General features: G+C 47.7%; 28 protein-coding genes. 16 read left to right on the top strand and 12 right to left on the bottom strand.

Annotated features, from left to right (window positions below):
- Nucleotides 1–226: 226 nt before the first annotated feature.
- A complete protein-coding gene (locus LUQ43_RS01640) occupies nucleotides 227–1,600 on the bottom strand; it encodes a hypothetical protein (protein WP_299963090.1) in 1,374 nt (457 codons plus the stop codon).
- 28 nt (nucleotides 1,601–1,628) lie between these two features.
- The gene (locus LUQ43_RS01635; RefSeq protein ID WP_299963088.1) at nucleotides 1,629–2,186 is read right to left on the bottom strand and encodes a hypothetical protein; all 558 of its coding nucleotides are present in this window, start codon (nucleotides 2,184–2,186) and stop codon (nucleotides 1,629–1,631) included.
- Nucleotides 2,187–2,495: 309 nt separating this feature from the next.
- Between LUQ43_RS01635 and LUQ43_RS01630 the strand changes: the two genes are divergently transcribed.
- The 6 genes from LUQ43_RS01630 (at nucleotide 2,496) to LUQ43_RS01605 (ending at nucleotide 8,725) form a co-directional block, all read left to right on the top strand.
- Complete coding sequence (locus LUQ43_RS01630) at nucleotides 2,496–2,918, top strand: pre-peptidase C-terminal domain-containing protein (RefSeq protein ID WP_299963086.1); 423 nt, start codon at nucleotides 2,496–2,498, stop codon at nucleotides 2,916–2,918.
- A gap of 99 nt (nucleotides 2,919–3,017) precedes the next feature.
- Complete coding sequence (locus LUQ43_RS01625) at nucleotides 3,018–3,764, top strand: winged helix-turn-helix transcriptional regulator (RefSeq protein ID WP_299963085.1); 747 nt, start codon at nucleotides 3,018–3,020, stop codon at nucleotides 3,762–3,764.
- A gap of 279 nt (nucleotides 3,765–4,043) precedes the next feature.
- On the top strand, nucleotides 4,044–4,283 hold the full coding sequence (locus tag LUQ43_RS01620; protein WP_299963084.1) for a hypothetical protein: 240 nt from the start codon (nucleotides 4,044–4,046) through the stop codon (nucleotides 4,281–4,283).
- A gap of 91 nt (nucleotides 4,284–4,374) precedes the next feature.
- Nucleotides 4,375–5,589 (top strand): DNA cytosine methyltransferase, encoded by a 1,215-nt coding sequence (locus LUQ43_RS01615; protein ID WP_299963083.1) that lies wholly within the window; start codon nucleotides 4,375–4,377, stop codon nucleotides 5,587–5,589.
- Nucleotides 5,589–7,883 carry an ATP-binding protein gene (locus LUQ43_RS01610; RefSeq protein WP_299963082.1) on the top strand — a complete coding sequence of 765 codons (2,295 nt, stop codon included), beginning with the start codon at nucleotides 5,589–5,591 and terminating at the stop codon, nucleotides 7,881–7,883. Before LUQ43_RS01615 ends, LUQ43_RS01610 begins: the two co-directional genes overlap by 1 nt.
- The gene (locus LUQ43_RS01605) at nucleotides 7,880–8,725 is read left to right on the top strand and encodes a hypothetical protein (protein ID WP_299963081.1); all 846 of its coding nucleotides are present in this window, start codon (nucleotides 7,880–7,882) and stop codon (nucleotides 8,723–8,725) included. The genes LUQ43_RS01610 and LUQ43_RS01605 overlap by 4 nt, the downstream gene beginning before the upstream one ends.
- A 12-nt stretch (nucleotides 8,726–8,737) precedes the next feature.
- Here LUQ43_RS01605 and LUQ43_RS01600 read toward each other — a convergent pair whose 3' ends face one another.
- The gene (locus tag LUQ43_RS01600) at nucleotides 8,738–9,148 is read right to left on the bottom strand and encodes a very short patch repair endonuclease (protein WP_299963080.1); all 411 of its coding nucleotides are present in this window, start codon (nucleotides 9,146–9,148) and stop codon (nucleotides 8,738–8,740) included.
- A gap of 136 nt (nucleotides 9,149–9,284) precedes the next feature.
- Here LUQ43_RS01600 and LUQ43_RS01595 point away from each other — a divergent pair, with 136 nt between their 5' ends.
- A complete protein-coding gene (locus tag LUQ43_RS01595; protein ID WP_299963079.1) occupies nucleotides 9,285–11,651 on the top strand; it encodes an ATP-binding protein in 2,367 nt (788 codons plus the stop codon).
- 1 nt (nucleotide 11,652) lies between these two features.
- Nucleotides 11,653–13,314, top strand: coding sequence for a DEAD/DEAH box helicase family protein (locus LUQ43_RS01590; protein ID WP_299963078.1), 1,662 nt, complete (start codon nucleotides 11,653–11,655; stop codon nucleotides 13,312–13,314).
- A gap of 53 nt (nucleotides 13,315–13,367) precedes the next feature.
- On the opposite strand, the gene LUQ43_RS01585 is transcribed toward LUQ43_RS01590, so the two are convergent.
- Complete coding sequence (locus LUQ43_RS01585) at nucleotides 13,368–14,504, bottom strand: DUF4238 domain-containing protein (RefSeq protein WP_299963077.1); 1,137 nt, start codon at nucleotides 14,502–14,504, stop codon at nucleotides 13,368–13,370.
- Between the two features lie 211 nt (nucleotides 14,505–14,715).
- Complete coding sequence (locus tag LUQ43_RS01580; RefSeq protein ID WP_299963075.1) at nucleotides 14,716–14,973, bottom strand: MarR family transcriptional regulator; 258 nt, start codon at nucleotides 14,971–14,973, stop codon at nucleotides 14,716–14,718.
- Nucleotides 14,974–15,291: 318 nt separating this feature from the next.
- Here LUQ43_RS01580 and LUQ43_RS01575 point away from each other — a divergent pair, with 318 nt between their 5' ends.
- The 4 genes from LUQ43_RS01575 to LUQ43_RS01565 all read left to right on the top strand — a co-directional run bounded on the left by LUQ43_RS01575 (nucleotide 15,292) and on the right by LUQ43_RS01565 (nucleotide 16,922).
- Nucleotides 15,292–15,483 carry a hypothetical protein gene (locus LUQ43_RS01575; protein WP_299963073.1) on the top strand — a complete coding sequence of 64 codons (192 nt, stop codon included), beginning with the start codon at nucleotides 15,292–15,294 and terminating at the stop codon, nucleotides 15,481–15,483.
- Between the two features lie 169 nt (nucleotides 15,484–15,652).
- Nucleotides 15,653–15,877, top strand: a complete 225-nt coding sequence (locus LUQ43_RS01570) for a type II toxin-antitoxin system HicB family antitoxin (RefSeq protein ID WP_299963071.1) — start codon at nucleotides 15,653–15,655, stop codon at nucleotides 15,875–15,877.
- Entirely contained in the window at nucleotides 15,874–16,092 is a 219-nt protein-coding gene (locus tag LUQ43_RS13360; RefSeq protein ID WP_363318467.1) for a type II toxin-antitoxin system HicA family toxin, read from the top strand. The genes LUQ43_RS01570 and LUQ43_RS13360 overlap by 4 nt, the downstream gene beginning before the upstream one ends.
- Nucleotides 16,093–16,274: 182 nt before the next feature.
- Nucleotides 16,275–16,922: an AAA family ATPase gene (locus LUQ43_RS01565; protein WP_299963069.1), complete on the top strand. Its 648-nt coding sequence runs from the start codon at nucleotides 16,275–16,277 to the stop codon at nucleotides 16,920–16,922.
- A gap of 63 nt (nucleotides 16,923–16,985) precedes the next feature.
- Here LUQ43_RS01565 and LUQ43_RS01560 read toward each other — a convergent pair whose 3' ends face one another.
- Nucleotides 16,986–17,213 (bottom strand): hypothetical protein, encoded by a 228-nt coding sequence (locus tag LUQ43_RS01560; RefSeq protein ID WP_299963067.1) that lies wholly within the window; start codon nucleotides 17,211–17,213, stop codon nucleotides 16,986–16,988.
- Nucleotides 17,214–17,236: 23 nt separating this feature from the next.
- Nucleotides 17,237–17,428 (bottom strand): HepT-like ribonuclease domain-containing protein, encoded by a 192-nt coding sequence (locus LUQ43_RS13355; RefSeq protein WP_363318470.1) that lies wholly within the window; start codon nucleotides 17,426–17,428, stop codon nucleotides 17,237–17,239.
- A 21-nt stretch (nucleotides 17,429–17,449) separates the two neighbouring features.
- Between LUQ43_RS13355 and LUQ43_RS01555 the strand changes: the two genes are divergently transcribed.
- Nucleotides 17,450–17,650, top strand: coding sequence for a hypothetical protein (locus LUQ43_RS01555; RefSeq protein WP_299963065.1), 201 nt, complete (start codon nucleotides 17,450–17,452; stop codon nucleotides 17,648–17,650).
- Between the two features lies 1 nt (nucleotide 17,651).
- Nucleotides 17,652–17,924, top strand: a complete 273-nt coding sequence (locus LUQ43_RS01550; RefSeq protein ID WP_299963063.1) for a type II toxin-antitoxin system RelE/ParE family toxin — start codon at nucleotides 17,652–17,654, stop codon at nucleotides 17,922–17,924.
- A gap of 270 nt (nucleotides 17,925–18,194) precedes the next feature.
- On the opposite strand, the gene LUQ43_RS01545 is transcribed toward LUQ43_RS01550, so the two are convergent.
- On the bottom strand, nucleotides 18,195–18,383 hold the full coding sequence (locus LUQ43_RS01545) for a hypothetical protein (protein WP_299963061.1): 189 nt from the start codon (nucleotides 18,381–18,383) through the stop codon (nucleotides 18,195–18,197).
- A gap of 96 nt (nucleotides 18,384–18,479) precedes the next feature.
- On the opposite strand from LUQ43_RS01545, the gene LUQ43_RS01540 reads away from it, so the two are divergent.
- Together LUQ43_RS01540 and queC are read left to right on the top strand one after the other, a co-directional pair.
- Complete coding sequence (locus LUQ43_RS01540; protein ID WP_299963059.1) at nucleotides 18,480–18,839, top strand: hypothetical protein; 360 nt, start codon at nucleotides 18,480–18,482, stop codon at nucleotides 18,837–18,839.
- 375 nt (nucleotides 18,840–19,214) lie between these two features.
- Nucleotides 19,215–19,871: a 7-cyano-7-deazaguanine synthase QueC gene (queC, locus tag LUQ43_RS01535; protein WP_299963057.1), complete on the top strand. Its 657-nt coding sequence runs from the start codon at nucleotides 19,215–19,217 to the stop codon at nucleotides 19,869–19,871.
- A 190-nt stretch (nucleotides 19,872–20,061) separates the two neighbouring features.
- On the opposite strand, the gene LUQ43_RS01530 is transcribed toward queC, so the two are convergent.
- Genes LUQ43_RS01530 through LUQ43_RS01515 form a run of 4 tightly spaced genes read right to left on the bottom strand, consistent with a single transcriptional unit; the run spans nucleotide 20,062 to nucleotide 24,407 of the window.
- Nucleotides 20,062–21,096 carry a Coenzyme F420 hydrogenase/dehydrogenase, beta subunit C-terminal domain gene (locus tag LUQ43_RS01530; RefSeq protein ID WP_299963055.1) on the bottom strand — a complete coding sequence of 345 codons (1,035 nt, stop codon included), beginning with the start codon at nucleotides 21,094–21,096 and terminating at the stop codon, nucleotides 20,062–20,064.
- Between the two features lie 5 nt (nucleotides 21,097–21,101).
- Nucleotides 21,102–21,845, bottom strand: a complete 744-nt coding sequence (locus LUQ43_RS01525; RefSeq protein WP_299963139.1) for a hypothetical protein — start codon at nucleotides 21,843–21,845, stop codon at nucleotides 21,102–21,104.
- A gap of 1 nt (nucleotide 21,846) precedes the next feature.
- Complete coding sequence (locus LUQ43_RS01520; RefSeq protein ID WP_299963053.1) at nucleotides 21,847–23,358, bottom strand: glutamate synthase-related protein; 1,512 nt, start codon at nucleotides 23,356–23,358, stop codon at nucleotides 21,847–21,849.
- Nucleotides 23,355–24,407, bottom strand: a complete 1,053-nt coding sequence (locus LUQ43_RS01515) for a glutamine amidotransferase family protein (RefSeq protein ID WP_299963051.1) — start codon at nucleotides 24,405–24,407, stop codon at nucleotides 23,355–23,357. Before LUQ43_RS01515 ends, LUQ43_RS01520 begins: the two co-directional genes overlap by 4 nt.

The raw sequence follows: 24,407 nt of genomic DNA, 5'->3' as shown, positions 1-24,407 counted from the left end.
CGTAAGCGAGCCCGGCCTTTCTTTTGTGGGACAACCCCCGGCTGTCCACGGTTTTGGATTTTATTACGGGGGTTATAACGATTCTAACGCAACCGTCTACGGGACGGGAGGATCGAACGGGAAAAATGAGAGATGGAAAGTAGCGGCGAGGGCAAAGACAGGATTGGCGCAGTCCCCAAGAGCGCCAGAGAGTTACCGATGATTTCCCCAGGGCAAAAAAATGATATTACCGGGGAGTGACTGAAGAGTTCACCGGAACAACGGGATTACGATTGTACATTGCAGATGTTTCATTCACTTCACCTTTTTTCAGGTCGACATACACGATGAGAAAAACGTCAGGGGTATTAAACTCAACTCCGGTGAAACACGATTTGTAGATCTTTCGATCACTCAAGGAACGTTCATAGCAAAGTGGCCCGACATTTCCGATGGTATAACCATTCCTGAGGTAATCCTGAACGTCACGGTCATTCAAGGCAATCGCAACTGCATCAGCACGTTCAACGCTGGCTGACGATTGAGTATCCGGAGGGGTTTGCAGATGATCAGATCTCACATCAAGGCCTACCCGGATACTTGGTTCAGATGTTGCCCATTGATGGTATTGTTTTACGCTCCGGGAATCCTCATCAAGAGAAATGTACGGTTGTGGAATCCAGAGTAGCATGAGTTCATGAACACCTTCATCCTGAGGGATAAGGACATTTGCAGGAACCGCTAATTTTTTTCCGGCACCGAGATCAAAAAATGCCACATTCTCTTTCATATTATTTGCAAGGGGGACCTGGTAATAATCAAGGAGGGGGATAACCGCGACAGAGACCGGGTATTTATCATCCGCTGCGATATTGATGGAATAATCATATATCTCATTCGGGGTCACATTCGCCGAAAGTAACGCCTTGGTGTCGCAGGGCTTTGTTGTGAGAAGCAACCCGTCATTGAGAACATAATCGGAACCGCAGGATTGTGTCGGGCCTTCGTAATTTTTCCTGTGGGGCGCGGAAAATCCCGTAGTGTTTCCCGCAATAATATTCACCCGCCGGCTCCCGAGAAGTGCCTGGTCTGTGCTGAGCCTGAATGAATTATTCAGGGAGTGCACATCCGGCTTCATGACCAGGAACAGTTCAAAATCATGGCTCCCGTCATTCATTGGCGGGATCCTGAAGTGATAAAACGATTCCTCGAATGGAGCCATGTGAATTACGTGGTGAACATGTGTACCTGAATTATTGAATTCAAACGGTATCTGCTGGTAATCCAGGAGTCCGAAAATGAGAAAATCATTACCCGTTGTCATCTGGTTGTTTACCCAGAGATAACCTTCAAATGACTCATTTGACGCAATTGTCCTTAACGCCGTCTGGGTAGTTTTATTTTGTTTTACCGGACCCGGAAAAATACCAACACCGAAACTTTCCGATACCTGATTCTCGTTATATGCTGTCGAATAAGTTGTATTATTCCCGGAAGAATTCAACATCATCACCCACAGGGGGGAGTTTTCCGCAGGTGGGATGCTCATAATACCGACAGTCACAATAATGATACATAAACTAAAAAATGCCAGAGAGATTAAAAATTCATTTTTTTTCATGTGTCCACACCTGTTATTAAAAAATAAGTTAAGTTAAGGTATCGGTTGTAACCGGATACCAGGACGAATATCCTGAAAGTTCAAAGGTATGATCGGATTGTGCGGTCCATGTTCCGCCGGTGTATACAGATGAGTACTGATAATTCACCTGTGCATCAGCGGAATTATAATTCGTCTGAGTCTGGTCATTGTAGAGTGAACCATCCCTCCAGACACGTTCCCGCAGGGCGATTTTGTCGATATCATATGCTGAACCTGAACTGGTCCTTGAACGGGAATATGCATCACAGTACACGGGACTTGCAGACCACCAGTTTCTCCAGAGATCTGTGTAAGCACTCCATTGAGGCGCTTCAGTTGTTGCAAATGCTGCAGAACCGGAGACGACAGCGGTCTTTGTTTTCAGCATACCGCCAACCCCGATGTCGTTTAAAGGATCGGCCCCGGTAAATTTTGCCCCTTCTTCCGGGGACAGGTATTTCGTAGTTACGCCATGATCGCTGCTTTCAGCACTGGCGAGCGGCACCATAGCCATCGCTGCCAGCAGGAACGCCAGCAGGATGACGCCAAGTTTCATTGGTTTCATGGTTTTTCCTCCATTCATACTTCGCCCGGGAGGCATGATCCGGAATTTCATAGGTGTGCAAAAGGAATCCGGATCATCCCTGCGGGCGGGACCGGGCCCGGCAAAGTTCGTCACGTAAGCGAGCCCGTCCTTTCATTTGTGGGACAACCCCCGGCTGCCCACGTTTCTGGGATTTCAAAAAGGGAGATATAACGATTCTAACGCGGCCATCTACCGGATTCCTGACCGGTAGACAATTGCGTTAGAAGAGTTAAGAGCCGGATACCAAAACCCGCTCACCGGTATACGATGAAAGTATCCGGAATCAGCTTGGCAATCCTGGTCTGCGCCATCATGCTCGTACCGGGAGTTTCTGCACAGAATGTTGACAACAGCGCCGGGTTTTCAATTACCCCGGCGGGAGATCTGAACCTGCCCGGTACTGCATCTCCCAGGACCGTTGGTACGATCACACAGGGACAGACTGACTGGTATTCAACAGTAGTCACTTCGGGAACGTCATCCCTGACCATGGACCTGAACTGGGGATATGCACCGGATTCACTCACCCTCACGATCCTGTCTCCCGACGCTACGTATGGTCCTTACAATGACCTTTCGGATGGGACAACGAACGGGAGGATCACGCTGATGGCATCCCAGACCGGTGGGCTTTCTCCGGGAACGTGGAAATTCAAAGTTTATGGGGAGACGGTGCTGGGATCCCAGAGTTATAATTTTGTTACGTATTAAAACAAAATCATAGATCTAATTAACTTGCGTGAGAAAGATAAATTGATGAGAGCCGGTTTAGTGCGGTCAGCCGCACTATTGATCTTCATTTTTATGGGCATGATCCCTGTCGCGGTTACTGGCCTTGGCAGTTGTTCCATTACACCGGTCACTCCTGCAGAGCTCGGAGGGATCTCCCATGATCCCGTGCTGATATCCTTCTGGGATCTCACGCTGCGGGAAATGGCGATCGCCATCGCCCTCTCCTTCTGCCCGATCCTGGTATATCCCCTGGACATTATCTTCTTCCTGAAGCTGCTCACGTTCCTCGGGTACCGGAAGGTTGAGCAGTATGCCGTCCGGTATAACGAGAAACGCCAGAAAATCTTCGATTGTATAAATGCAAACCCGGGCGTGAAGTTCACTGCGCTGGAACGGCTGACCGGCGTAAAGGAAGGACCCCTGAAGTACCATCTCCTCATCCTCGGGGCGAAGAGGAGGATCATTTCCTTTGGCACCGGCAGGTCCGTACGGTATTTTGAGAACAACGGCCGGTACAGCGAACTGGAAAAGAGGGTGTTTTTGCACCTCCAGGACCCGACGACGCGCAGGATCCTCGAGATCCTCACCACATCCCCGGAAGTCTCCCGGAAGGATATCGCTGGGATCATGGGCATTGCCGGCCCATCGATCTCCTGGCACACGAAGCGGTTGTCCGGCGACGGGATTATCACCACCACAAAAAACGGGAGGGCAGTCCGGTACACGCTCTGCCCGGCGGGGATGAATATCTTCAAACGCTGTTTCGGGCAGGAGGCCGGGAAGGCGTGCGGGAATGCGGAGACCGGGGAGGTGGCGGGGAAGTGAGATTGTACAGACAGAGTCTGCCGAATAGGCGTTCTCTCTGGAATAGGAATTTTCTACGGAATGGGAATTCTCCCCGTAATGGGTGTCGCAGAATGCCCAGACAGTGTCTGGGTAATCTGAAGTAAGGTCTCAAATCGAGGATGGGTGCGGTTGTGAAAATAACTGTTGGGGATTAGATACTATGTACGAACCATCGTGTCTGGATGTCGCTACCTTCGCGTGGGCTAACCCCCATGAACGGAACAATCTATCATGCACCGGATTCTATTCCCTGTTACTGTGAGCGGAGACCGTCAGGGATTCCTGCATAAGTACGGGTACTGGGTCTGCCTGTTCATGTCGGTTGCCCTGATCCTCGTGATTGTCTTTACCATCTTATTCCGGTGCGGGGAGATCTTTGCGATGGGGCCGGAGTATGATTGTGCGGTGGGGAAAGGGTGGTTTGTGTTCATTGGTGCGCTTCTGGTTACCGGGGGAATCTCGGTCTTCCAGCTGTGGCGGGGGAAGAGGAGGGAGTGACGCTCAGGTGCCGCGTGGGCTAACCCCTTGACATACGTTCACCCCGCGCACTCCAAACATATAATATAGGTATAAAAGGAAAATTTGTATCATGGCTCATAGCCCGAAGTTAAATTATATCGATTTATTTTCAGGGTGTGGCGGGCTCTCCCTGGGGTTATATAATGCAGGTTGGAATGGCCTCTTCGCAATAGAGAAAAACCCCATGGCATTTGCAACCCTCAAACATAACTTGATTGATAATAAGAAGCATTTCCACTGGCCAAGTTGGCTAGAGGAAAAAGCATACGATATTAATGATGTCCTTAAGGATCACCGGGCGGATCTCCAAGCATTGGAAGGGAAAGTTGATCTCATTGCAGGAGGGCCACCTTGCCAAGGTTTCTCATTTGCGGGAAAGCGGGATGAGCAAGATCATCGCAACCAGCTGGTTAACTCATACCTTGAATTCGTGAAAATCGTTAAGCCTAAAATGATTTTCTTCGAGAATGTACGTGGGTTTACATCAAAATTCGTGAAAAAATCATCCCATGGGAAAATATTCTCGGAATTTGTCAAGGCTGAACTTGATTCCATGGGTTATAACGTAAAAAGTGAGATAATCAATTTCTCTGAATACGGGGTACCCCAGAGACGGCAACGGTTTATTCTCGTTGGGGTATTGAGAGGGGACGCGAGTATCCCTGTTAAGGACGCGAGTATCTTCTTTAGGAAACTCAAGGAAAACAAGGAATCATTCCTTAAGAATAAGGGATTGCCCCAAACCGTCACTGCAAAAGAGGCGATATCCGACCTTGAACGGCATCACGGTGAGAAAATATCACCGGATACAAAAAGTTTTAAGGCCGGCCTGTATGGGCCAACGATTGGCAAATACCAAGAAGTGATGAAAGGGGACTACCGGAAAGATCCTGATAGCCACAGGTTTGTCAACCACAGGAATGATACAATGGAGCGATTCCAACATTATTTGGATACGTATCCTCGGAATAAGAACATAGGTAACCTTGCAAAAGAGAATCTCAACCTATTGAAACAAAGTATCACAATTATGGACCCGGGCCAACCTAGCCCGACTCTTACAACGTTAACTGACGACTATATCCATTATTCAGAGCCGAGGGTCCTTACGGTCAGGGAATTTGCCCGTCTCCAATCATTCAATGACTGGTTTGAATTCAAGGATAAATACACAACTGGGGGAAAATTAAGAACTTCTGAGGTTCCTCGGTACACTCAGGTTGGCAATGCCATACCACCTTTGTTCGTTGAACAAGCTGGAAGAGTATTAAAGGCGATGAGATAATGGATCGGGAACTGGATTTCAAAATCAGCTCTGGTTTAAAGAATATCATCGGACGTGAACTGATAACCAACGACTTAATGGCGATATTCGAGCTTGTCAAAAATTCATATGATGCAAATGCAAAAAAAGTAAGAATAATTTTCGAGAACATTAAGGATGAAAATAAATTAAATGAATCTAGAATTCTTGTTATTGACGACGGTTCAGGGATGTCGTATGACGACTTGCTCAATAAATGGCTTTTCGTCGGTTACTCTGATAAAAAAGATTTTGAAAAATCATTAGATCTGGAAAATCCAAATTATCGTGAAAAAATTATTGGGAATCGGATATTTGCGGGCCAAAAAGGCATCGGCCGATTTTCTTGCGATCGTTTGGGAAGCGAACTCATTTTATTAACGAAAACAGAAGGGGAAAAAGAATATCACCAAATTCATTTAAATTGGAAAAAATTTGAGGAAGACCCAAAAAAAGAATTCCACACAATAAAGGTGAATTATGAAAAAGTCAGTAGAACCATAATCAAAGATTACAATATCCAAGAGGATTTTAATAACGGTACGATTCTAATTATCTCATCGCTGAATGATAACTGGGATGATAAAAAATTATTAAATTTAAAGCGGTACCTCCAGAGATTAATAAATCCTTCAGAAATTGGTGAAATAGCCGAGATTGAGATTTCTCTAGAAGCTAAAGAATTCATTGAAGACGATAAGAAAAACATTGAAGACTCAAAGAAAAGGGATAAAGAATGGGATATCAAAGTCATTAATGGAATAATAAAAAATATTGTTTTTGAAAAACTTGGAATAAAAACGACCCAAATTAGTTGTCAAGTAGATGAGACGGGTGAGAAAATTGTCACGAAAATTCATGATAAAAATGAATTCATCTTCAGTCTCGAAGAGAAAAATGATTATCGACTTCTAAAAAATATCAATATTAAGATTTTTTTTCTAAATAAAGAAGCAAAACAAGCATTCTCGAGGTTAATGGGATTACAACCCTTCCGGTATGGCTCAATTTTCTTGTATAAAAACCGATTCAGGGTTCACCCATACGGGGATGAGGGTGATGATTGGTTAGGGCTCGAAGGGAGGAAAGGGCAAGGATATAAAAGATATCTTTCGAATCGGGAATTAATGGGACGCATCGAGGTTAACGGTTACCAGCCCGGGTTCAAAGAAGTATCAAGCAGAGATGGAGGAGTCATCAAGACAGATGCCTTTAACCAGCTGAACGATTTTTTCCATAAAAAAGTGCTTAGGAGACTGGAAAGATATGTCGTCGAAGGCATAGAGTGGGATTCCGATGCGAAAACACCGGAAGAAATTAAAGAGGACAGCTTAAAACTTATCAATAAACTCGTGGGTATGGTCAATGATCCCGAAAAAGATTTGGAAATAAACCCTAACCTTTTCCAGATTGCGAAGGAGAAACAAGTTGAAAAACTTTCAGAAGTAATGAAAAACATTGAATCCCTGAAAGTTCACGTAAAATCTACACCTGCAAGAAAATATATTGAAAGCCAATTGAAAGCAGCTCGCATTGGAATAAAAATTTTAGAGGAGGAAAAAGCTGAGATTGTAGAAGATCTAGAGGCGACCAAAAAGACCTCACTTTTTCTCGATCAAGCAGTATCTGCAGACAAAGATGTCTTGATGAGCTTGAATCATACAATAAAAATTACAACTTTTACTATTGAGAGAATTCTTAAAAGACTTAATCAGCTTATCAAAGAGGGAAAGGACTCAAGTGAGATGATACCTTTAGTTGATGATATCAAAATTGAAAATGATAAAATCCGGGTATTATCAAGTTATGTCAGTTTGGCATCGTTCGATACCAAAGTTGAATCTATTAAACGTGATCTAGTCCAATTCACAAAAGAGTATCTTGATCGGATTCTACTTGGAAATAAACAGGATTTAAAGATAAAATATGAAAATGAGAGCCTTATTTTTCCATATAAGTTTAAACCGCTGGAAATTTCAATAATTTTCGAAAATTTGGTTGACAATTCGAGAAAAGCTGGGGCATCATGGATACGAATCAAGTATGAAATACAAAACGACGAACTGCATATTTTTATTTCTGACAACGGGAGCGGTATCCCCGACACAAAACTAAAACACATATTTGACAGAGGATATACAACGACGAATGGATCGGGCCTCGGATTATTTTATGTCAATAAACTTATTGGCCAGAACAAAGGTGAAATTAGATTTATTGGGAATAATATTCCGAGGATGGAAATAGGGGCATGTTTTGAGGTAATTTTTAGATGACCGACGATTTTACAATTGTGTGGGTGGAAGATAAAGAATCAGTAGTTGATGACCAAATTGATGATATTAGGCAACATCTCAAAGAATTAGGTTACAATTTAATCCTTCTTTACGATGAATATGGTGATAAGGTAGAAGAATTCGTCCAGCAAAATCCTAATATTGAAATTATTGTTACAGACTATAATATTTTTGAGGGATTTACGGGAATTGATGTAATTAAACTAGTTCGTAAAAAGGAAAAACTCATCGATATTCTTCTCTATTCTGTCGTTCCTGAAATTTCTAATGATGTAGAACTCTTGAAACAAGTCAGTCGTTTTGGCTTCATCGAATTTATGGAAGGAAAAGATGTAGCTGAAAGATTGAAATTAATTATTGATAAAAATATTAGACGGAGTCAAAATATTATTTTCTTGCGCGGATTCGTCATTTCCAAAGTCATAGATCTTGAATTAAAATTGAATGAATTTTTCGCTGAGTATTTCAAAATCCAAGTGGTTCTCAGGGATGATTTCCACGATTATGTATTAGAAGGATCATATCTCCCATTAGAAGGGAAAAAGAAAGTCTTGGCAAAAATCCTAGACAAATATGATATTAAAACAGATCCAAAATTTTCTGGAATGGTAGGTAAATTGATGCAGGTGGCTGATTTAAGGAATAAATTAGCCCATTGTAAGATTGATCCAACTAACCCTACAGTACTCATATCATCAGGCGAACCCTGCCCATTTAATAGATCAGACTTGAGAGATTTACTCAACAAAATTGACACTGTAGCATTGCAAATTGATGAACTAACGAAATTCATTCGGAGTCTTGAAACTCCAAAAGAATAAGTTTTCACCGCGTTATTCTTGTAATTGTATTGTTCTTTGGATTTTGGAAATGCATCCCTCCAAATTTTTTTGGATATCACTTTCCCAAAAATGTAAAACGATCCATTCTTCTTTTAATAGGCGAGTATCATTTTTCTCGTCACGTTCAATATTTTTTTGGATTTTCTCTATCCAGTACGGATTCAACCGATTCTTCAATTCATCAAAATCCTTACCATGCCAAAAATCACCATCGCAAAAAATTGCAATTTTACATTTCGGAAAAACAATATCCGGCTTACCCGGAAGCTTAACATTGAGGCGATAACCTCGGATACCTTCATTCCAAAGTGCCTTTCGAAGCATGAGCTCGATCTTGGTATCCTTCCCCTTTATCGAGGCCATGATCTTGCTACGCTTCTCTGGAGTGAATATGTCAACCATTATTAGGAGTATCAATAGGAATACCGGAATATTTCAACCGAAACCCTATAATCCTTCACTTGTCTTCAGTGGTAGTTAAGAAAGATTAATCGTCCCATTTCCTATAACAATAACTTAATAATTTTTGGAGTGGAAAATGGGGGAACTTGAAAACGGCAAACAAAAGATCGGGGAAATTGACCTCACCCCGAATCCACGAGTCCTGCGGATGCTCGGGCAAATTGAGTTTGATACTTGGCAATGCCTTGCCGAGTTAATAGATAACTCAATTGATGCCCTCGAAGAGACCGGGGGTGGGAATATTTGGATCACACTCCCAAGTTCCACCCAATTCGAAAACGATCCCGAGGTCTCAATAAAAATCCGTGATAACGGACCGGGAATGACACCGAAACAACTCCAAAATGCCCTGAAGGCGGGGTACTCCGGGAACGATCCCCTTTCTAAGCTAGGTTTGTTTGGCATGGGTTTTAATATTGCAACCGCCCGACTCGGTAGGAGAACCAATGTCATGACAACCCGTATGGGTGATAAGAAATGGACAGCGGTCACTATCGATTTCAACGAAATGGAAAAATCTGGTAGTTATTCCCGGTCGCTTTATGCAATTAATAAGAAAAATAAGAACGATTCTGGAACCATTGTAACAATAACAAACCTTGCCGATCGTGTTAAAACAATTAGGAAACAGAAAATCATCAAGAAGCGGTTATCAAGGACATATAGTCCCATTCTCCAAAAAGGCAAGATCAATATCATTATCGATGAAGATCCCTTGGCCAGCTGGGGTCATTGCATCTGGGGAAAGAACAGGTACGTCGAACGCGAGAATGATGAGATCATTCATGCCTGGATGCCGATCGACAAGAAATTTGGCGAGCAGTATTACTGTAAGAATTGCTGGGATTGGATCGACACCGTTTCAGCGCAAAAAGATCTCCCGAAAGTTGTTTGTCCCCAATGCGGCGAATCGAATGGCGTCGTAGTGAAAGAGAGAAAAGTCACTGGCTGGTTAGGAGTTTTGCGTTATTTCGATATGGAAGGATTTGGTGTTGACCTGATCCGCAATGGTAGAGTTATCGAACCGGAATCAAAAGAATTTTTTAGCTGGATAAATCCCCAGACTGAAGATAAGGAGTTAGAGTACCCTATCGACACAACATTCTGGGGTGGGCGCATTGTCGGGGAGCTCGATATCGATTTTGTCCCGGTCACTTATACTAAAGATTCATTCGAGAAAAAAGACAAGCGGTGGAAGGTACTCGAACGATATATTCGGGGTGATGGCCCACTAAGGCCAGAAATATCTAAGAAAATGGGATATGGTGAAAATAAGAGCCCAATGGGAATAATGTTCAAAGGTTTCAGATCAGGAAAGGATCCAGGAAAATATTGGCTTGTCCCCGGTAAATGGAATGAGGCAGACCGGAAAGTCAAAGGATGGAATGACTCTACCATCAGGCAGTGGGTGGAGAAATTTGAACAGGGGGATCCTGAATACCAAGATGATACGAAATGGTGGGAAGCGGTTGAGTACGCCGAGATGAATAAACGGACATCCGGAGGCCAAGAACCTACATTGGCAATCCCAGCAGGTAAGAAACCAAAAACCAGCCAACAACCTCTTTCGCAAACCCAACCAGAAGGTGTCCATGAAAACGGGACAGGCACACAATCACAAAGTGATTCGATATCATCGAAGAGCGACCTCAAATTTGAGCCGGATATTTTCCTATCCCAAGAGTACAAAATCGATGAACTTGGCGAGGTCCCAATTTCTTTAGCGGCCAATAAGATTACTCATGGCTCAATCGAAGGTAGCCCATTAAAAATCGAGAAGAATTCAACCCAAAAATTTGTAGCATATTTCGATCCGAACCATCCCATATTCAAAACGTATAACCTTGAGCCAATGGACTTGGTACTCATAGAATTGGCACAAGTCCTGAACCAAAGGAAAGACGATCCGAAGGACTGGCCAACTTCCAAGATTTTCTATTACCTCAAGAAAAAATATTCCCCAGAAAAACGACTTTCACCACGAGATCTTGGTGGGAAAGCAAGCGACATGATCATAAGCTTGAAAAAATTCATTGCTTCAAAAAATTTCACAATAATGGAAGAGCTGATCGATGACCGAACAATGGACCTGATCCGGAAAAATTTCCTTTCTAAAATGGGAAAAGGCGAAATAGAAGTCAAGAAACTAGTGAAGACAAGTAAATATATTTCATACGCTCCCGACGAGGAAATACTGAACATTTTTAACCATTCACCTGGAATTTTCCTTGACGGGGGATTCTGGAACCGGCCGTACAGTTCCCTAGTAACACCGGAGTTACAAGATGAGATCAAGCGGACGTTTTCAGGCTTCATCAGTGACATAATTTGGCTAAACCACGAAGCCAAGGATTACGATCCTGAAATAATGGCGGACGATATTGAGTTCCGTCTCCAACGGGGAGCTTACAGCTTGCGATTGCTCGAACGGTACCGTGAGTGAAATGGGTGATACGGGTTTTTTGTCTTCATACCGGATTGAAAAAGGTCCATGGCAAGCTCTTGAGAGAGCGGTCGCGAGATTATACCAACACATCGGATGGCCTCATGTCGCTCTTGTTGGGGGATCAGGAGATCATGGCGCAGACATAATCGTTTCCGATGAAAACGAAGATTTTGTCATTCAGGTAAAGTTCAAGAAAGAAAGCTCTACGCTTGTCAATAAAGGTGCAGTCACCGAATTGAAAACTGCGATGGATTTTTACTCAATCAATAAGGGTTACCTTGCAACCAATACCCGGCTTTCATCGACAGCCAATGACTACATTCAGGAATTGAATAAGACCGGATATTCAATAGAAAAACTTGAGGGAAATTCACTTTTTTCTTTTTATTCCCAATTACCAAGAATTCCTGATGTAGAATATACCCCATATCCTTACCAAGTTCAGGTTATCGATTCGCTGTGGGGGGTGTACCATCGGGGAACAACTAAGACGATGGTTATCCTCGCGACGGGTTTAGGGAAAACTTTTGTCGCGGGTACATTCATAAAGAGGGTGTTGCACGATAAGCCAAATGCCCGGATCCTAATATTAGCAAACCAAAAAGCACTCTTAAGCCAATTCGAAAGAGCTCTCTGGAAACATCTCCCGAAGGAGGTTAGTACACACATTTGGGATAGTGGCGAAAAGCCGGCTTACGACGACGGGATCACCCTATCAACATTCCAGACGATGCGAAATGCAATCATACGGGATAATTTTGAAGGGGATTACGAAGTTGTGATCGTCGATGAGGCGCATCACGCACCCTCGGATACTTACTTGGAAGTGATTGAAAAATTAAACAAGAAATTCTTGCTCGGCATGACAGCAACCCCTTGGAGAACAGATGAGAAAGAACTATACGATGTCTTCGGGAACCCATGCAATAATTGTGTTATCGACATCGTCAAAGCTCTCCAAAACGGGTACCTCTCCAAAGTCGATTACCGGTTATTATGCGACAACCTTGATTGGAATTTCATCCAAGGAAAATCTAAGAAAAAATACTCCATCAAGGATTTGAATAAGCGGCTTTTCTTGCCGGAAAGAGACGAGAAAGTAATCGAACAAATACAGAAATTGTGGGCTGAATTATCACCAAAACGTGCGATCATCTATTGTGCGAGCATCAGTCACGCGAAGAAAATGGAGACTGTTTTACGGGAGTACAATTTTTCGGCAAGATGCCTCCATAGCGATCTTGATTTCCGCGAATCCGAAAGAAGGCTCCGGGAATTCAGGAGAGGGAAAATCCAAATCCTTACTTCCATGAACATGTTGAATGAAGGGATTGATGTCCCAGAAGTCGACTTGATAATTTTCCTTCGGGTAACCCATAGCCGGATAATTTTCCTCCAACAACTTGGGAGAGGGCTGAGACTATCAGAAGGAAAAGAAAAAGTTGTCGTGCTAGATTTTGTCGCGGATATCAAACGGATTGCGGAAACAATAGATATTGATGCAAAGGTGTATGGCGAGAAGGATCAGGAAGTTATGAAAGACCAGTTCAACGTCCAATTTTCGGTACAGAATGCTAAGACATTTTTTGAGGAATATTTACGCGATAAAGCTGCAATTCAGGAATATTCTGACGATGATACAATCGTGTTCCCCGCTTGAAAAGAAAGTTTATCTTTTACAAAACTAAAAAAATCTAAGATAAAAAAATAATGTTATTTCGGTTCTTCGGAATCTTTTGCCTTTTTGAATAGGTTCTTATGCTTATCATTGACTTTTTGGGCATATTTCTCATTCCTACAAGGAATAACCGCGTCAGATTCTTTTGATAATTTTTCAAATCGTGCCTTGAATTTGCAAAATTTTTCATGATCCAATTTCAAGAAAGAGAAACGCATGCTATAATTCATTCCCTCCTGCTGAACATGTGTGACCGTACTTTGTTTCACATTTGGCTTGGAGATTTTACAGACTTCTTTCCCTTTAACTGCTTTTGTAATTTTTAATGTCTTACATTCATCATGAATTTTATTGATATATTTCTCATCTTCTGCTCTCTGAGAAAAAACGACTTCAAAACAATTGAGAACTTGTAAAAAATTTAAGTTATCAACATCAGATTCAACCGAAATATAGATAGTGGAATCTGGGTTTGATTGAATCTTATACGGTTCTGCATCAACCAATAATAGAGCAATTGTGTCACACAACGGACAAATAATTTGTAAACCTGGAGAGAGAAAACCAATCATACTCAGATTACCTAGTTTGATAATGTTGTTCAATACTATCGGAGAATCACTAGCGATGAAAGGTTTTGACGTTTTGTTGATGAGAAGAAAAGGTTTCAAGTCTGATATTCCTTCTGCATTTTTGCATGCGATTACCAATAGAGTTTTATAAAATTCTGGATTCTTGGCCACATCCAATAATTCGAGCAATTCTGGGGGATATTTTTTTAATTTTTCATGACCCTTAATCATCGGTAAGATAAAATTCTCTGCGAAAAAATCGTATATATTCTCTGCACTATTTTTTGCGTCTCTTGTTCGCGTAAGTTGGAGCATAATAAAAATTAACAAATTAGAAAATTCCTTCGATGATAACCCTTTGACACTCCCATTTTTTAGGATTTTTTTAATGACTTTTGCTTGCGATGTTTCCATTTCGGAAAGAACTTTTTCAAATTCGCCATCATTCCCATAAAAATATTTTTCTTGGCAGGTTGAACTGATCGGACCGGGATTCGATTTTTCAGATGCTAAATGGTAGATGAAAAGTCTTTTCTTATCTTGTGAAAAATTTTTTAGATAAAATTGGGGAACATAGTGTTGTTTCTTGTTTTCAGACATTTTCTCTCACACTGTGATGAATCCGAAGATCCAACTCCTATCTACCAATCTCATCTCATAAAATTTTATTTTATCCATCCCAACGGTCAGGATATAGCAGAACGGAAGGCCAAATAGTCATTTTCAAATGGTACGATTGACACCCCAAATCGTGGGCCAAGCCCACGCGGCTGGGGCGGAGCCCCATTGAACGTCAAATCCTCAGGAAAACTCACTCCTCTTTCCCCTCAATAATTGCAAGAATCTTCTTCCCGAGATCAGTTGTCCGGTAATACCGGCCCATCCGCTCATCCGGCGTCAGGCATTCCACGAGTCCTTTTTCTGTAAGTTCATTAATTGCCCGGCTAATTGTTGAGCGTTCGATATCCAGTTCTTTGGCAAGTTCTGTAGGAGAATTAAGCTTGATGAGAGCTTTGAGTACTTTTTTCCTTACTCTCCCCCGGCCAACAAAACTCACCAGGTCAAACATCTAGTGACAATAGGGAAAATTATGTGATGAATTTACGTAGTAAATACATATTAAATACGTAGTAAATTTTATCCGCCTTACCCCCCAACATATTCTTTGGTGCACTGGTGAACCATCTTCGTCAACTCCCGGACCTAAAATAAAAATCCCGAGTGGCCACCCCCGGCTGTAAACCAATATTCTGACATGGCACTCGCGGCCGTTCCGGAAAATATCACCAGTCACCGGTAGATTTTTCCGGGAACGGTAGATGAACACGCGAGAAATTACATAACGTAAAAAAATGATTATAGAAAGTGATACCATTTGCCGGACCTTTTGAACATCCCGGATTTTACTAAAAAACGCCTTACCGGTGCCTGCATTGCCGGGCCAGTCCTCGGCCTCATGCTCTATGCCGTACTCCGGGTATGCGACGGGTGGCGTTATACGCCGGTCGTGTTTGTAGCGGTATTTCTTCTCGGGATTGGATCGTTCAGCGTGTGGGCATTCTGGTTCAGCGATGAATAAACACAAAGACGGGGCAACGTCTGCCTGAACCCGGAGGAGAACCTGCCAGGGCCGGACCCGGGTGAACGACAACCAGCGGGCCCAAAAAAATCCTTCCGGGCAATCAAAAAGTTATTGGGCCGGACCGGTAAGATATAGTTAGCAGTGAACGCACAGGGGAAGGTATCAGATGCACAATTTCCGTTTTTCCGTAGTAATCGAAAAAGATGATGATGGCTATACTGCGTTCTGCCCTGAACTCCAGGGATGTTATGCACAGGGCGAAACCTATGAGGAAGTCCTCGCCAATATCAAAGACGCTATCCACCTCCATCTCGATGATCGGATTGAATCCGGGGAGAAAATTCCCCAGGCACAGCTCATCAACCTGACGACCGTGGACGTCTCGGTATGAGTGAAAAACTTCCGAGAGTCCCGGCCCACCGGATCATTACGGTGCTGCAAAAAAAGGGATTCACCTGTGTCAGACAGAGCGGGAGTCACAAGATATTCAAGAACGATGCCGGAATCAGGGTAACCGTGCCGGATCACGCCGGAAAAATCCTGCATCCTAAAATTTTAAAGCAGATCTGTAAAGATGCCGGGATCGATCCCGACGAATTCATGTAACAGGCCGGTCCACGGCCTCATGCGTACAACGTTATCCGCATCCCTGGCGGGTGGCAGTATACGCCGGTTGTATTCGCATCGGTATTCCTCCTTAGGACAGGATTGTTCAGCACGTAGGCATGGAATTTCAGCGATGAATAAATCACAGAGGCACCCTGGGTGAACGGTGAGCAGGAACCGGCATGGACCCGCATGATTTTGTAACGCAGAGAGGCTCATTTACCAGCCCCCGGAAAATCCTCTTGATCGGGACGCTGGGATCCGGAAAGACAACCCTTGCGGAATACCTGGCACGGGATACCGGATTCCCATACGCATCGATCGATGACTGCCGGGTCCGGTATAGTAACAGCACAGTCGAAGGAGAAGATTGTGCCTGGGACCATTTTCTTGAGATATGTGGCAGGCCCGCACCGGGAATCCTGGAATTTTCCGGGATGGGTCCCCATGTCGGGGAAGTCCGGGAGAACCTTCTTTGCTCCACCATTCCTGTATCGGTGATCTGGCTTGTGCTTCCGCTGGATACCTGTATAACCCGGGCTTTGCAGAGGCAGAAAGATATTCCCTCGCCGTTTCCCTGGGGACCGGTCGGCTATTCTGTACCGGCTATCCACGACTCAATCGAATGTGCCTGGAATTGTATCTGGAACAGGGAACCCGGTTTTCATGCAATCCGGCAGGAATTCTCCGGTACAACGTCCGCTGCCCGGATGTATTCAGTAATCGGAAGATCTGTTCGTCCCCGCAATGATTTTAAAAAAACAGTTCCAGCAATAGTATTACCTTTCGCCCGTTACTTCACCCTTATGAAGGTAAAACAGATATTATAAACGCATATAATTCCACCTGGCCGGAATTACCGGGAAATCGTAACAGCGACTCTGAAAAATTAATCACAAAGACTTCTGCAGTTCAAGGATCTCCTTGCCGATCTGCTTTGCCGTCTTTTTCCCAAACGTTTTCTTCCGCTCTTTGGTATAATCGCCTCTCCCGGGATCAAAACTCCGGATGAACCGGACAGCATCCTCCGGTCCAAGGGCATCTGCCAGGGCATCGTACCCTTCGCTCTGGATTTGGGCAATGGTATTTTGTTCACGGGATTTTCCCCGGTAACGGTTCATGCGTTGATCTCCTTTGTTCCGGATTATCCTTTTTCCCTGTTCATAAGAATGTGGATCTGATTCTTTAGTACCGGTAATTCTTCATGGATACTGATCCAGAGCAGATTCCAGTCCACGCGGAAATACCGGTGCGTAACAATATCCCGTTCCCCCGCGAGAGGGTCAGATCTCTGCCGTCTCCACCACGAAACAAGCTCATTTATACTTTCCAACATATACATTGAAGTGAGACAGGCATGACCGCAATACCCCGGAAATACATCACGGATGCCAGGAACCAGAAGCAGGCAGTGATTGTTGACCTTGCAACCTTCAACCGGATGGAATCCATTATCGAAGATCACGGGCTGGGAAAATTCATGGAGGACGCAGAGGATGATCCGGTTCTCTCGGTTCATGAAGCCAGAAAATTCTATAAATCTTTGAAAAAGGATTAAAATGCCTGCCTGTGGCTACAAGAAAATTTTCTTAAAGGATCTTTTTGCCATCCCTGCACGTCACCGGTCCCGTATTGAGCGTCTGGTATTTGACCAGATCCCCGCAGCAGAAACTATTTTTTCGGGATTTGATATACGCCGGATGAAAGGGTATGAACACTATTATCGTATTCGCCTGGGACAATACCGGATCGGGTGCAGGATCACCGGGGACAATACAGTCATATTCTACCGGGTAAAAAGTCGTGAAGAAATTTACCGGGTCTTTCCCTGACCTTTTTATAATCACGGTCAGGTAGTTATCTCAGGCAATTGCCGGGACCGGCCCACGCAGGCCGTCAGTCAACACCCGGCTGAAGCGCCAGACCGCACTCATCAGCCAGCAATACGATCCACTTTACTTTTTCAGCCAACAATACCGTTCAACCCCCCATTCCGGACCTGTTTTCTTTTTGCGATCGCGATCCGGATCGCGATGAACAACCGTTACCACCGGAAATGACCCCGCCATTGTCCGGCAATACGCTCCGGTACTCAGGCACATTCATCCTCTGGTCGAATACACCCGTTCGTACTCCAGGACCAGGGAGTCCTTCTGCTCTTTCACCACGAGCCGGAAGATATCGCCGGGATTGATCTTCCTGGACTGTGCTACTCCAGCTGGGATGGTAAGATCGAGAGAATGGGAACCGTGATGGAGCCGGGACTTCACGATATTTTCCTTGTCAGGCATACCTCCTCATGGGAACGATGCACATTTAGCGTTTAATGCACATTATGTGCATAAGTTTATCTGTCCCCGCCCCCCACCATCAGTGTGAGGTGCAGAGTGAAACCCGATCGCATGGCAATGGATGGCGAGAGGAACACGAAAGAGCTGCCGGGATCTCCCGACCCCCGGTCAGACCTGCTGCTCTACCGCCCCCCTCCGGACATCCCGGGTTCCGGCAGCATGCCCGACGATGACACCGAGATCTTCGTACACGCAGTACCGGGAGAGACGGGCATCTACTATATCCACTATCCCTCTGAACCAGCGGGCAGGTACTCGATCGTACCCTTCGAATCGCGGCTCGAGGCCGCAGCATACATTCTCGGAAAAGAACATATACAGCTTGAGCGACTGCCCGAACCGGATCGCAACCGTATCCGGTCCCATTTCCCGGAATTTTTTCGGGATGATGAATGACCGGAATACGCCACGGATACCGGATCAAAAATATACAAATTCCGGAACCGGGCCACGCTGCCGGGAATTAATCATCGCAACAGCGAAGGAAGCATTATAGCGCTCTTCTCATCTTCCTTCATCACACCGGGGATTGAGGGGAGACGGACGGACGTCTTCCAAGATCGGTTATCAGGTAATCTCCGATCCCTGAAAAATTACGTACCGTGAAATCTGGGGAGACGGAGAATTCAACAGGATCCTTTGACTGCGGAGCCCCGGCAGGAGCGCCAGCCCCCCTCATCACTATCAGATGCCCCCGCGATCCACAAAAAACCTGTCAAAAGAAAAATAAGAATGAAATCCTTCATAGTACTGGATAACCCGGGACACTGTATGAAGCACGATGCGGTAATCATTCTTTCAGGAGGACTGGACAGCACCACCCTGCTCTACGACCTCCGCGAACAGGGCTATGCCCTCACGGCGGTGACGTTCGATTACGGTCAGCGGCATAAGAGGGAGATCGCGTATGCAACAAGAACCTGCGAACGCCTGGATATCCCCCAGAAGATCATCGACGCCAGGGTCCTGCACGATCTCGCACCCTCTGCCCTTACCCGATCGGACCTGGCCGTTCCTGAAGGAAATTATGACGATGAGACCATGAAGCAGACGGTAGTCCCGAACAGGAATATGGTCCTGCTCAGCCTCGCGGCAGCATATGCAATCGGCATTCATGCCGGCCATCTGTTCTATGGAGCGCATGCCGGGGACCACGCCATCTACCCGGATTGCCGTCCGGCATTTGTCGATGCAATGACTGCCGCGTTCCATCTCTGTGACTGGAACGACCTGGTCCTGTCCGCTCCGTATCTTCACCTGTCAAAGGGAGACATCGTCAAACGCGGATTATCTCTCGGTGTAGATTATTCCCTGACATGGACGTGTTACAAGGGTGGAGAAAAGGCGTGCGGGAAATGCGGGTCGTGCGATGAACGACTGGCTGCTTTCCGGGATGCCGGGGTTGCCGATCCGCTGGAATATGAGTGAATGCAATTCAGCTATTTTTGCATACTGAATACGGTCTGGTGAAAGAATCCCACATGGATGTAAGGATTTTGCCGGGGAACGTACACAAAGATCGCCTCCTGTTCTTTTAGCACGAGAAAAATTGTGGGAAAAAACCCGCACCGGATTTCACGGTAATACCGGGCCGGAAAAAAAGAAAATCCCCGCGTCTCTACGGGGTTTTATGCCGGCCGGAATTTCTTTTAATCTTCGCAGATGCAAGTTTGCGGATGGCGGCCTCGTCAATACCCGCACTCGTGGTGAGGGCATGGTCCCGCACTGCGCTGTCGACAAATCCCTTGCCCGCGGGAGTCCGGACCACAAGGGTGGTTGAACCGGCAGGGCTGCCGATGGCTCCGGCAGAGATATCGGCATACACGGCCGTCAGATCGGTGCAGTAATGGCAGCCCTTCCGGATACAGTCATCCAGTTCCGCGAGCGGGACGATGGTCGTGCTGCCATCCTGTTTTGCGATCTCGAGTTTTCCCTTCACGTCCAGTTTGCGGATCTCGTTTGGTTCAATCCTGTACCGGGCTTTGAGTTTTCCCTGGACCAGCGCCGCATAATCGAACGACTCCGTACAGAACAGGCCGACCACGAGGCGGATCGCACGGGCATAGGGTTTGAGGAGATCATTGTCGCCTGAACGAATCCGTGCAAGGGCCTGGACAACGCAGGGGACGCCGACCACCGCGATCTTGGTGCATTTCCGTCCTACCACCGCAGTCTTGAGCGCAGCAAGCAGCGGCACCCACCAGTTGTACCGGCTGCCCGCCTGGCCGATCAGGACATCGGATTTCGTGATGACAACAGATGACGGCCGGAGGGTCCAGCGGTCTTCTGTCACCGTCACTACCGCATCGATGAGGCCGGTATCCAGCGCATGGGCGAGGATTGCCGTAACGGCACCGCCGCTCTGCCGGTGGGGTACGTCGATGGCCGCTTTTGCCGCGACCATCTCAAGATAGTCGCCGAGTTCTTCGTTTGGCTGTTCTGTTGTCCGGGGACATACCGCGTAACATGCCCCGCACGGGACGCTGTCGGTCGCCTGCTTGCAGTAACCGTTGCTGACCGGGCTTGTCACCATCTCCCCTTCCTTAAAGGAGATCGCATCGGCCGGGCAGACCGCCACGCAGGCACCGCAGCCCGAACATATGCCGGTATCCCATACCTCGCTTTTCAGATCGAGATAACTTTTCTGTGCCATCGCTCTCACTCCAACGTATACTTGTTCGCAAACGGCCGTGCGCTGACTGCGGCGATCCGCGTGTATTCAGCTGCGAGCAGGGGGGTAGAATCGATCCCGAACGATTGCGCGAAGTCTTCGATAATCGGGCGGATCATGGCCCTCTCTTCCTCCGTGACCGGTGCCTGTTTCGTCCCGTTCCCGAGACAGAGGTTGTCGACCGGTCCCCGTACGAAGATCTCGCCGCCATGGATGCCGCTCCCCACCCCCTGCTCCGCGATCGGGGGAACGCCCCCGAGGCCCAGCACGATCACGAGCCCGCCTGCCATGGATTCCCCGAGGAACGCCCGAGCGCTGCCGCCGACCACGAGAATGGGGCGTTTCTCCAGGTACTTCTTCATGTGGATGCCGCCCCGGTACCCGATATTGTCCCGGACATACACCCTGCCGCCCCGCATGCTGTGGGCTACGGCATCGCCGGCGCTGCCATGGATGATCACCCTGCCCTTGTCCATGGTATTGCCGGGCGCATGGTCCGCGTTGCCATGGACGATGAGGGTGGGGCCGCTCATGAACATCCCGAGATCCCCGCCCGGCACGCCGTTCACGGTGATCGTGACATCGTCGCCCCGCAGGCCGTCCCCGATGAACCGCTGGCCGAGGACATTGTTGAGGGTGATCTCCTTTGCCCCGTCAGCAATGGCCGCACGGATCTGCTGGTTCAGCGGCGTATAATGGATGTCTTTTGCATCGATCGTGAGCGTCTTCATTTCAAGCCCCCACGGTCTTGACATCGAGCACATTCAGCAGTCCCTCGTCCAGCATGTAGCCCCGGAGCCGGTCGCGGTTGCCCCGCAGGCTCTCGATGCTGTTGATACCGGCCGCTCCCATCAGTTCGCCCAGTTCGAGGGTCCAGCCATGGATCAGGTTCTCGACCTGCACGGCATTGGTCTCGGGATCCAGCCTCTTCGTCAGTTCGGGTTTCTGGGTGGCAATGCCCCAGGCACACATGCCCCGGTTGCAGGTCCCGCAGACCCGGCATCCCATAGCCACGAGCGCCGACGTCCCGATATAGACGGCATCGGCGCCGAGGCAGATGATCTTTGCCACGTCCGCACTCTGCCGGATGCCGCCGCTCGCGATGATGGAGACTTCGTTGCGGATTCCCTGTGACCGGAGTTTCGCATCGACACTTGCAACAGCTGCCTCTATCGGGATCCCGACATGATCGCGGAAGACCACGGGTGCCGAACCGGTTCCGCCCCGGAAACCGTCGATGACCACGGCGTCTGCCCCCGAGCGGGCAATTCCTGCGGCAATGGCGGCGGTGTTATGGACCGCAGCGATCTTGACAAAGACCGGCTTCTTCCATTCCGTTGCCTCTTTAAGTCCGTGGACCAGCTGTTTGAGATCCTCGATGCTGTAGATATCGTGGTGGGGCGCCGGGCTGATCGCGTCGCTGCCCTCCGGGATCATGCGGGTGCAGGCAACATCGGCGCAGACTTTCTCGCCGGGGAGATGGCCACCGATACCCGGTTTTGCACCCTGGCCGATCTTGATCTCGATCGCGGCCCCGCGTTCGAGATAGTCGATGTCGACGCCGAACCGTCCCGAGGCAACCTGGACGATCATGTTCTTCTGGTACGGGTAGAGCGACTGGTGAAGCCCGCCCTCTCCCGTGCCCATGAACGTGCCGATGCGGTGGACCGCCCGGGCCATGGCCTGCTGGGCCGGCAGGCTGATCGCCCCGTAGCTCATGTGCCCGATCATGATCGGGGTCTCGATCTGGAGGTTGGGCGTGAGTTTTGTTAAGAGTTCGACATCCTTGCCGGGCCGTTCCCGGATCGAGAGCGATGACGGCTTCTTGCCGATATAGGTGCGGAGCTCCATGGGCTCGCGCAGGGGATCGATGCTCGGGTTCGTCACCTGGCAGGCATCGAGCACGAGCCGGTCGAAGATGATCGGCCAGGGCAGGGCATTGCCCATGCCCCCGGAGATGATCCTGCCGGTCTTTGCCTGGTTGAAGACCGCCTCGCGGATCTCGCGGGTCCAGACCGGGTGGCTCCGGTAATCGCCCGGTTTCTCTTCGATCTCGATTGCATCCCGCGGGCAGAACGCGAGACAGCGGTGGCAGGCGACACAGTTCCGCGAGTTGATGCGGATAGAATCCCCCTCCTTCCGGTACACGCCGTACGAGCAGTTCTCGATACAGCGCCCGCAGTTCATGCACCGGTCCGGGTCGATCGTGACCCGGAATCTCAGGGGGGTGCTGCCGATGCTCATGCGATCACCCTCCCGATCACCGGTTCGCCGGCTTTGGGCATCGTGATATTTTCCACATCCGGATCGATCCTCCGGATGGCAGCCTCTTCGCTGGAGATGAAGAGCCGGTCCCCGCTCTCCCCGCTGACAAGGGGGCGGAGCTTGATTCTGTCGGTGAAACCAACGAGCGAGTTCTCGTTCGCTACGCAGATGGCAAAGGGGCCGTTCATGAGGGCGGGACCATAGGTCAGGCGTATCGCCCGGTTGAGTTCCTGCTCTTTTGCCGGCATCCGGTCGATCTCGTCCCAGAACGGGGGCGCAAGGGCCCGGACCGCCATCTTCTCGGAAAGCCCGTGTTTTCGTACGAGCAGGTCAACGAGGTACGCGACGACTTCCGTGTCGGTGTACATCGTGCACTTGTACCCGTAACTCTCGATGTAGCGCCGGTTGGTGCCGTAGGAGGTGATCTCACCATTGTGGACAACGCTCCAGTTGAGGAGGTTGAAGGGATGCGCCCCGCCCCACCAGCCGGCCGTGTTCGTGGGGTACCGGTTGTGGGCGAGCCAGAGGTAGCCCTGGTAGTCCTGGATCCGGTAGAAGTTCGCGACATCCTCCGGCCAGCCGGCTGCCTTGAAGACACCGAGATTCTTTCCGGAGGAGAAGATGAGGGCGCCGTTCCGCTCACTGTTCACTTTCATGACAATATGGGTGACAATATCCTCGTCGGGTGTGGTACTCTTGGGCATCATGCCCCGGTCCGGCCGGAAGAAATAGCGCCAGGGGGTGTGGACCTTGCGAAGGCCGGGCTGCTCGTAGGTTTTTATCTGCTCGTCGTGGATGATCGTTCCCCATTTTTCAAGCAGGTTGTCGAGCGGGGCCTTGTTCTCCCGGATGTTATCAAAGAAGACATGCAGCGCGTAGTAGTCCTTGTAGTCCGGATAGATGCCGTACGCTACATATCCTGCACCCTCTCCGCTCCCGCGCTCGTCCATGGAAGCGAGCGCTTCTTTTATCTTGGTGCCATCCATACACTGGCGGCGCCGGTCAATTACACCTATAATACCACACAT

The organism is Methanoregula sp. (assembly GCF_028679125.1).
GTDB lineage: Archaea > Halobacteriota > Methanomicrobia > Methanomicrobiales > Methanospirillaceae > Methanoregula.
This window is presented reverse-complemented; position numbering and strand designations above follow the sequence as displayed.

Coding starts and splice junctions, on each gene's coding strand:
- LUQ43_RS01565 (WP_299963069.1), top strand. CDS start 16,275: ATGGACCCGCATGATTTTGTAACGCAGAGAGGCTCATTTACCAGCCCC.
- LUQ43_RS01515 (WP_299963051.1), bottom strand. CDS start 24,407: ATGTGTGGTATTATAGGTGTAATTGACCGGCGCCGCCAGTGTATGGAT.
- LUQ43_RS01530 (WP_299963055.1), bottom strand. CDS start 21,096: ATGGCACAGAAAAGTTATCTCGATCTGAAAAGCGAGGTATGGGATACC.
- LUQ43_RS01585 (WP_299963077.1), bottom strand. CDS start 14,504: ATGTCTGAAAACAAGAAACAACACTATGTTCCCCAATTTTATCTAAAA.
- LUQ43_RS01525 (WP_299963139.1), bottom strand. CDS start 21,845: ATGAAGACGCTCACGATCGATGCAAAAGACATCCATTATACGCCGCTG.
- LUQ43_RS01545 (WP_299963061.1), bottom strand. CDS start 18,383: ATGCCTGACAAGGAAAATATCGTGAAGTCCCGGCTCCATCACGGTTCC.
- LUQ43_RS01555 (WP_299963065.1), top strand. CDS start 17,450: ATGACCGCAATACCCCGGAAATACATCACGGATGCCAGGAACCAGAAG.
- LUQ43_RS01640 (WP_299963090.1), bottom strand. CDS start 1,600: ATGAAAAAAAATGAATTTTTAATCTCTCTGGCATTTTTTAGTTTATGT.
- LUQ43_RS01600 (WP_299963080.1), bottom strand. CDS start 9,148: ATGGTTGACATATTCACTCCAGAGAAGCGTAGCAAGATCATGGCCTCG.
- queC (WP_299963057.1), top strand. CDS start 19,215: ATGAAGCACGATGCGGTAATCATTCTTTCAGGAGGACTGGACAGCACC.
- LUQ43_RS01605 (WP_299963081.1), top strand. CDS start 7,880: ATGACCGACGATTTTACAATTGTGTGGGTGGAAGATAAAGAATCAGTA.
- LUQ43_RS01625 (WP_299963085.1), top strand. CDS start 3,018: ATGATCCCTGTCGCGGTTACTGGCCTTGGCAGTTGTTCCATTACACCG.
- LUQ43_RS01520 (WP_299963053.1), bottom strand. CDS start 23,358: ATGAGCATCGGCAGCACCCCCCTGAGATTCCGGGTCACGATCGACCCG.
- LUQ43_RS13360 (WP_363318467.1), top strand. CDS start 15,874: ATGAGTGAAAAACTTCCGAGAGTCCCGGCCCACCGGATCATTACGGTG.
- LUQ43_RS01615 (WP_299963083.1), top strand. CDS start 4,375: ATGGCTCATAGCCCGAAGTTAAATTATATCGATTTATTTTCAGGGTGT.
- LUQ43_RS01570 (WP_299963071.1), top strand. CDS start 15,653: ATGCACAATTTCCGTTTTTCCGTAGTAATCGAAAAAGATGATGATGGC.
- LUQ43_RS01595 (WP_299963079.1), top strand. CDS start 9,285: ATGGGGGAACTTGAAAACGGCAAACAAAAGATCGGGGAAATTGACCTC.
- LUQ43_RS01590 (WP_299963078.1), top strand. CDS start 11,653: ATGGGTGATACGGGTTTTTTGTCTTCATACCGGATTGAAAAAGGTCCA.
- LUQ43_RS13355 (WP_363318470.1), bottom strand. CDS start 17,428: ATGTTGGAAAGTATAAATGAGCTTGTTTCGTGGTGGAGACGGCAGAGA.
- LUQ43_RS01580 (WP_299963075.1), bottom strand. CDS start 14,973: ATGTTTGACCTGGTGAGTTTTGTTGGCCGGGGGAGAGTAAGGAAAAAA.
- LUQ43_RS01635 (WP_299963088.1), bottom strand. CDS start 2,186: ATGAAACCAATGAAACTTGGCGTCATCCTGCTGGCGTTCCTGCTGGCA.
- LUQ43_RS01550 (WP_299963063.1), top strand. CDS start 17,652: ATGCCTGCCTGTGGCTACAAGAAAATTTTCTTAAAGGATCTTTTTGCC.
- LUQ43_RS01610 (WP_299963082.1), top strand. CDS start 5,589: ATGGATCGGGAACTGGATTTCAAAATCAGCTCTGGTTTAAAGAATATC.
- LUQ43_RS01560 (WP_299963067.1), bottom strand. CDS start 17,213: ATGAACCGTTACCGGGGAAAATCCCGTGAACAAAATACCATTGCCCAA.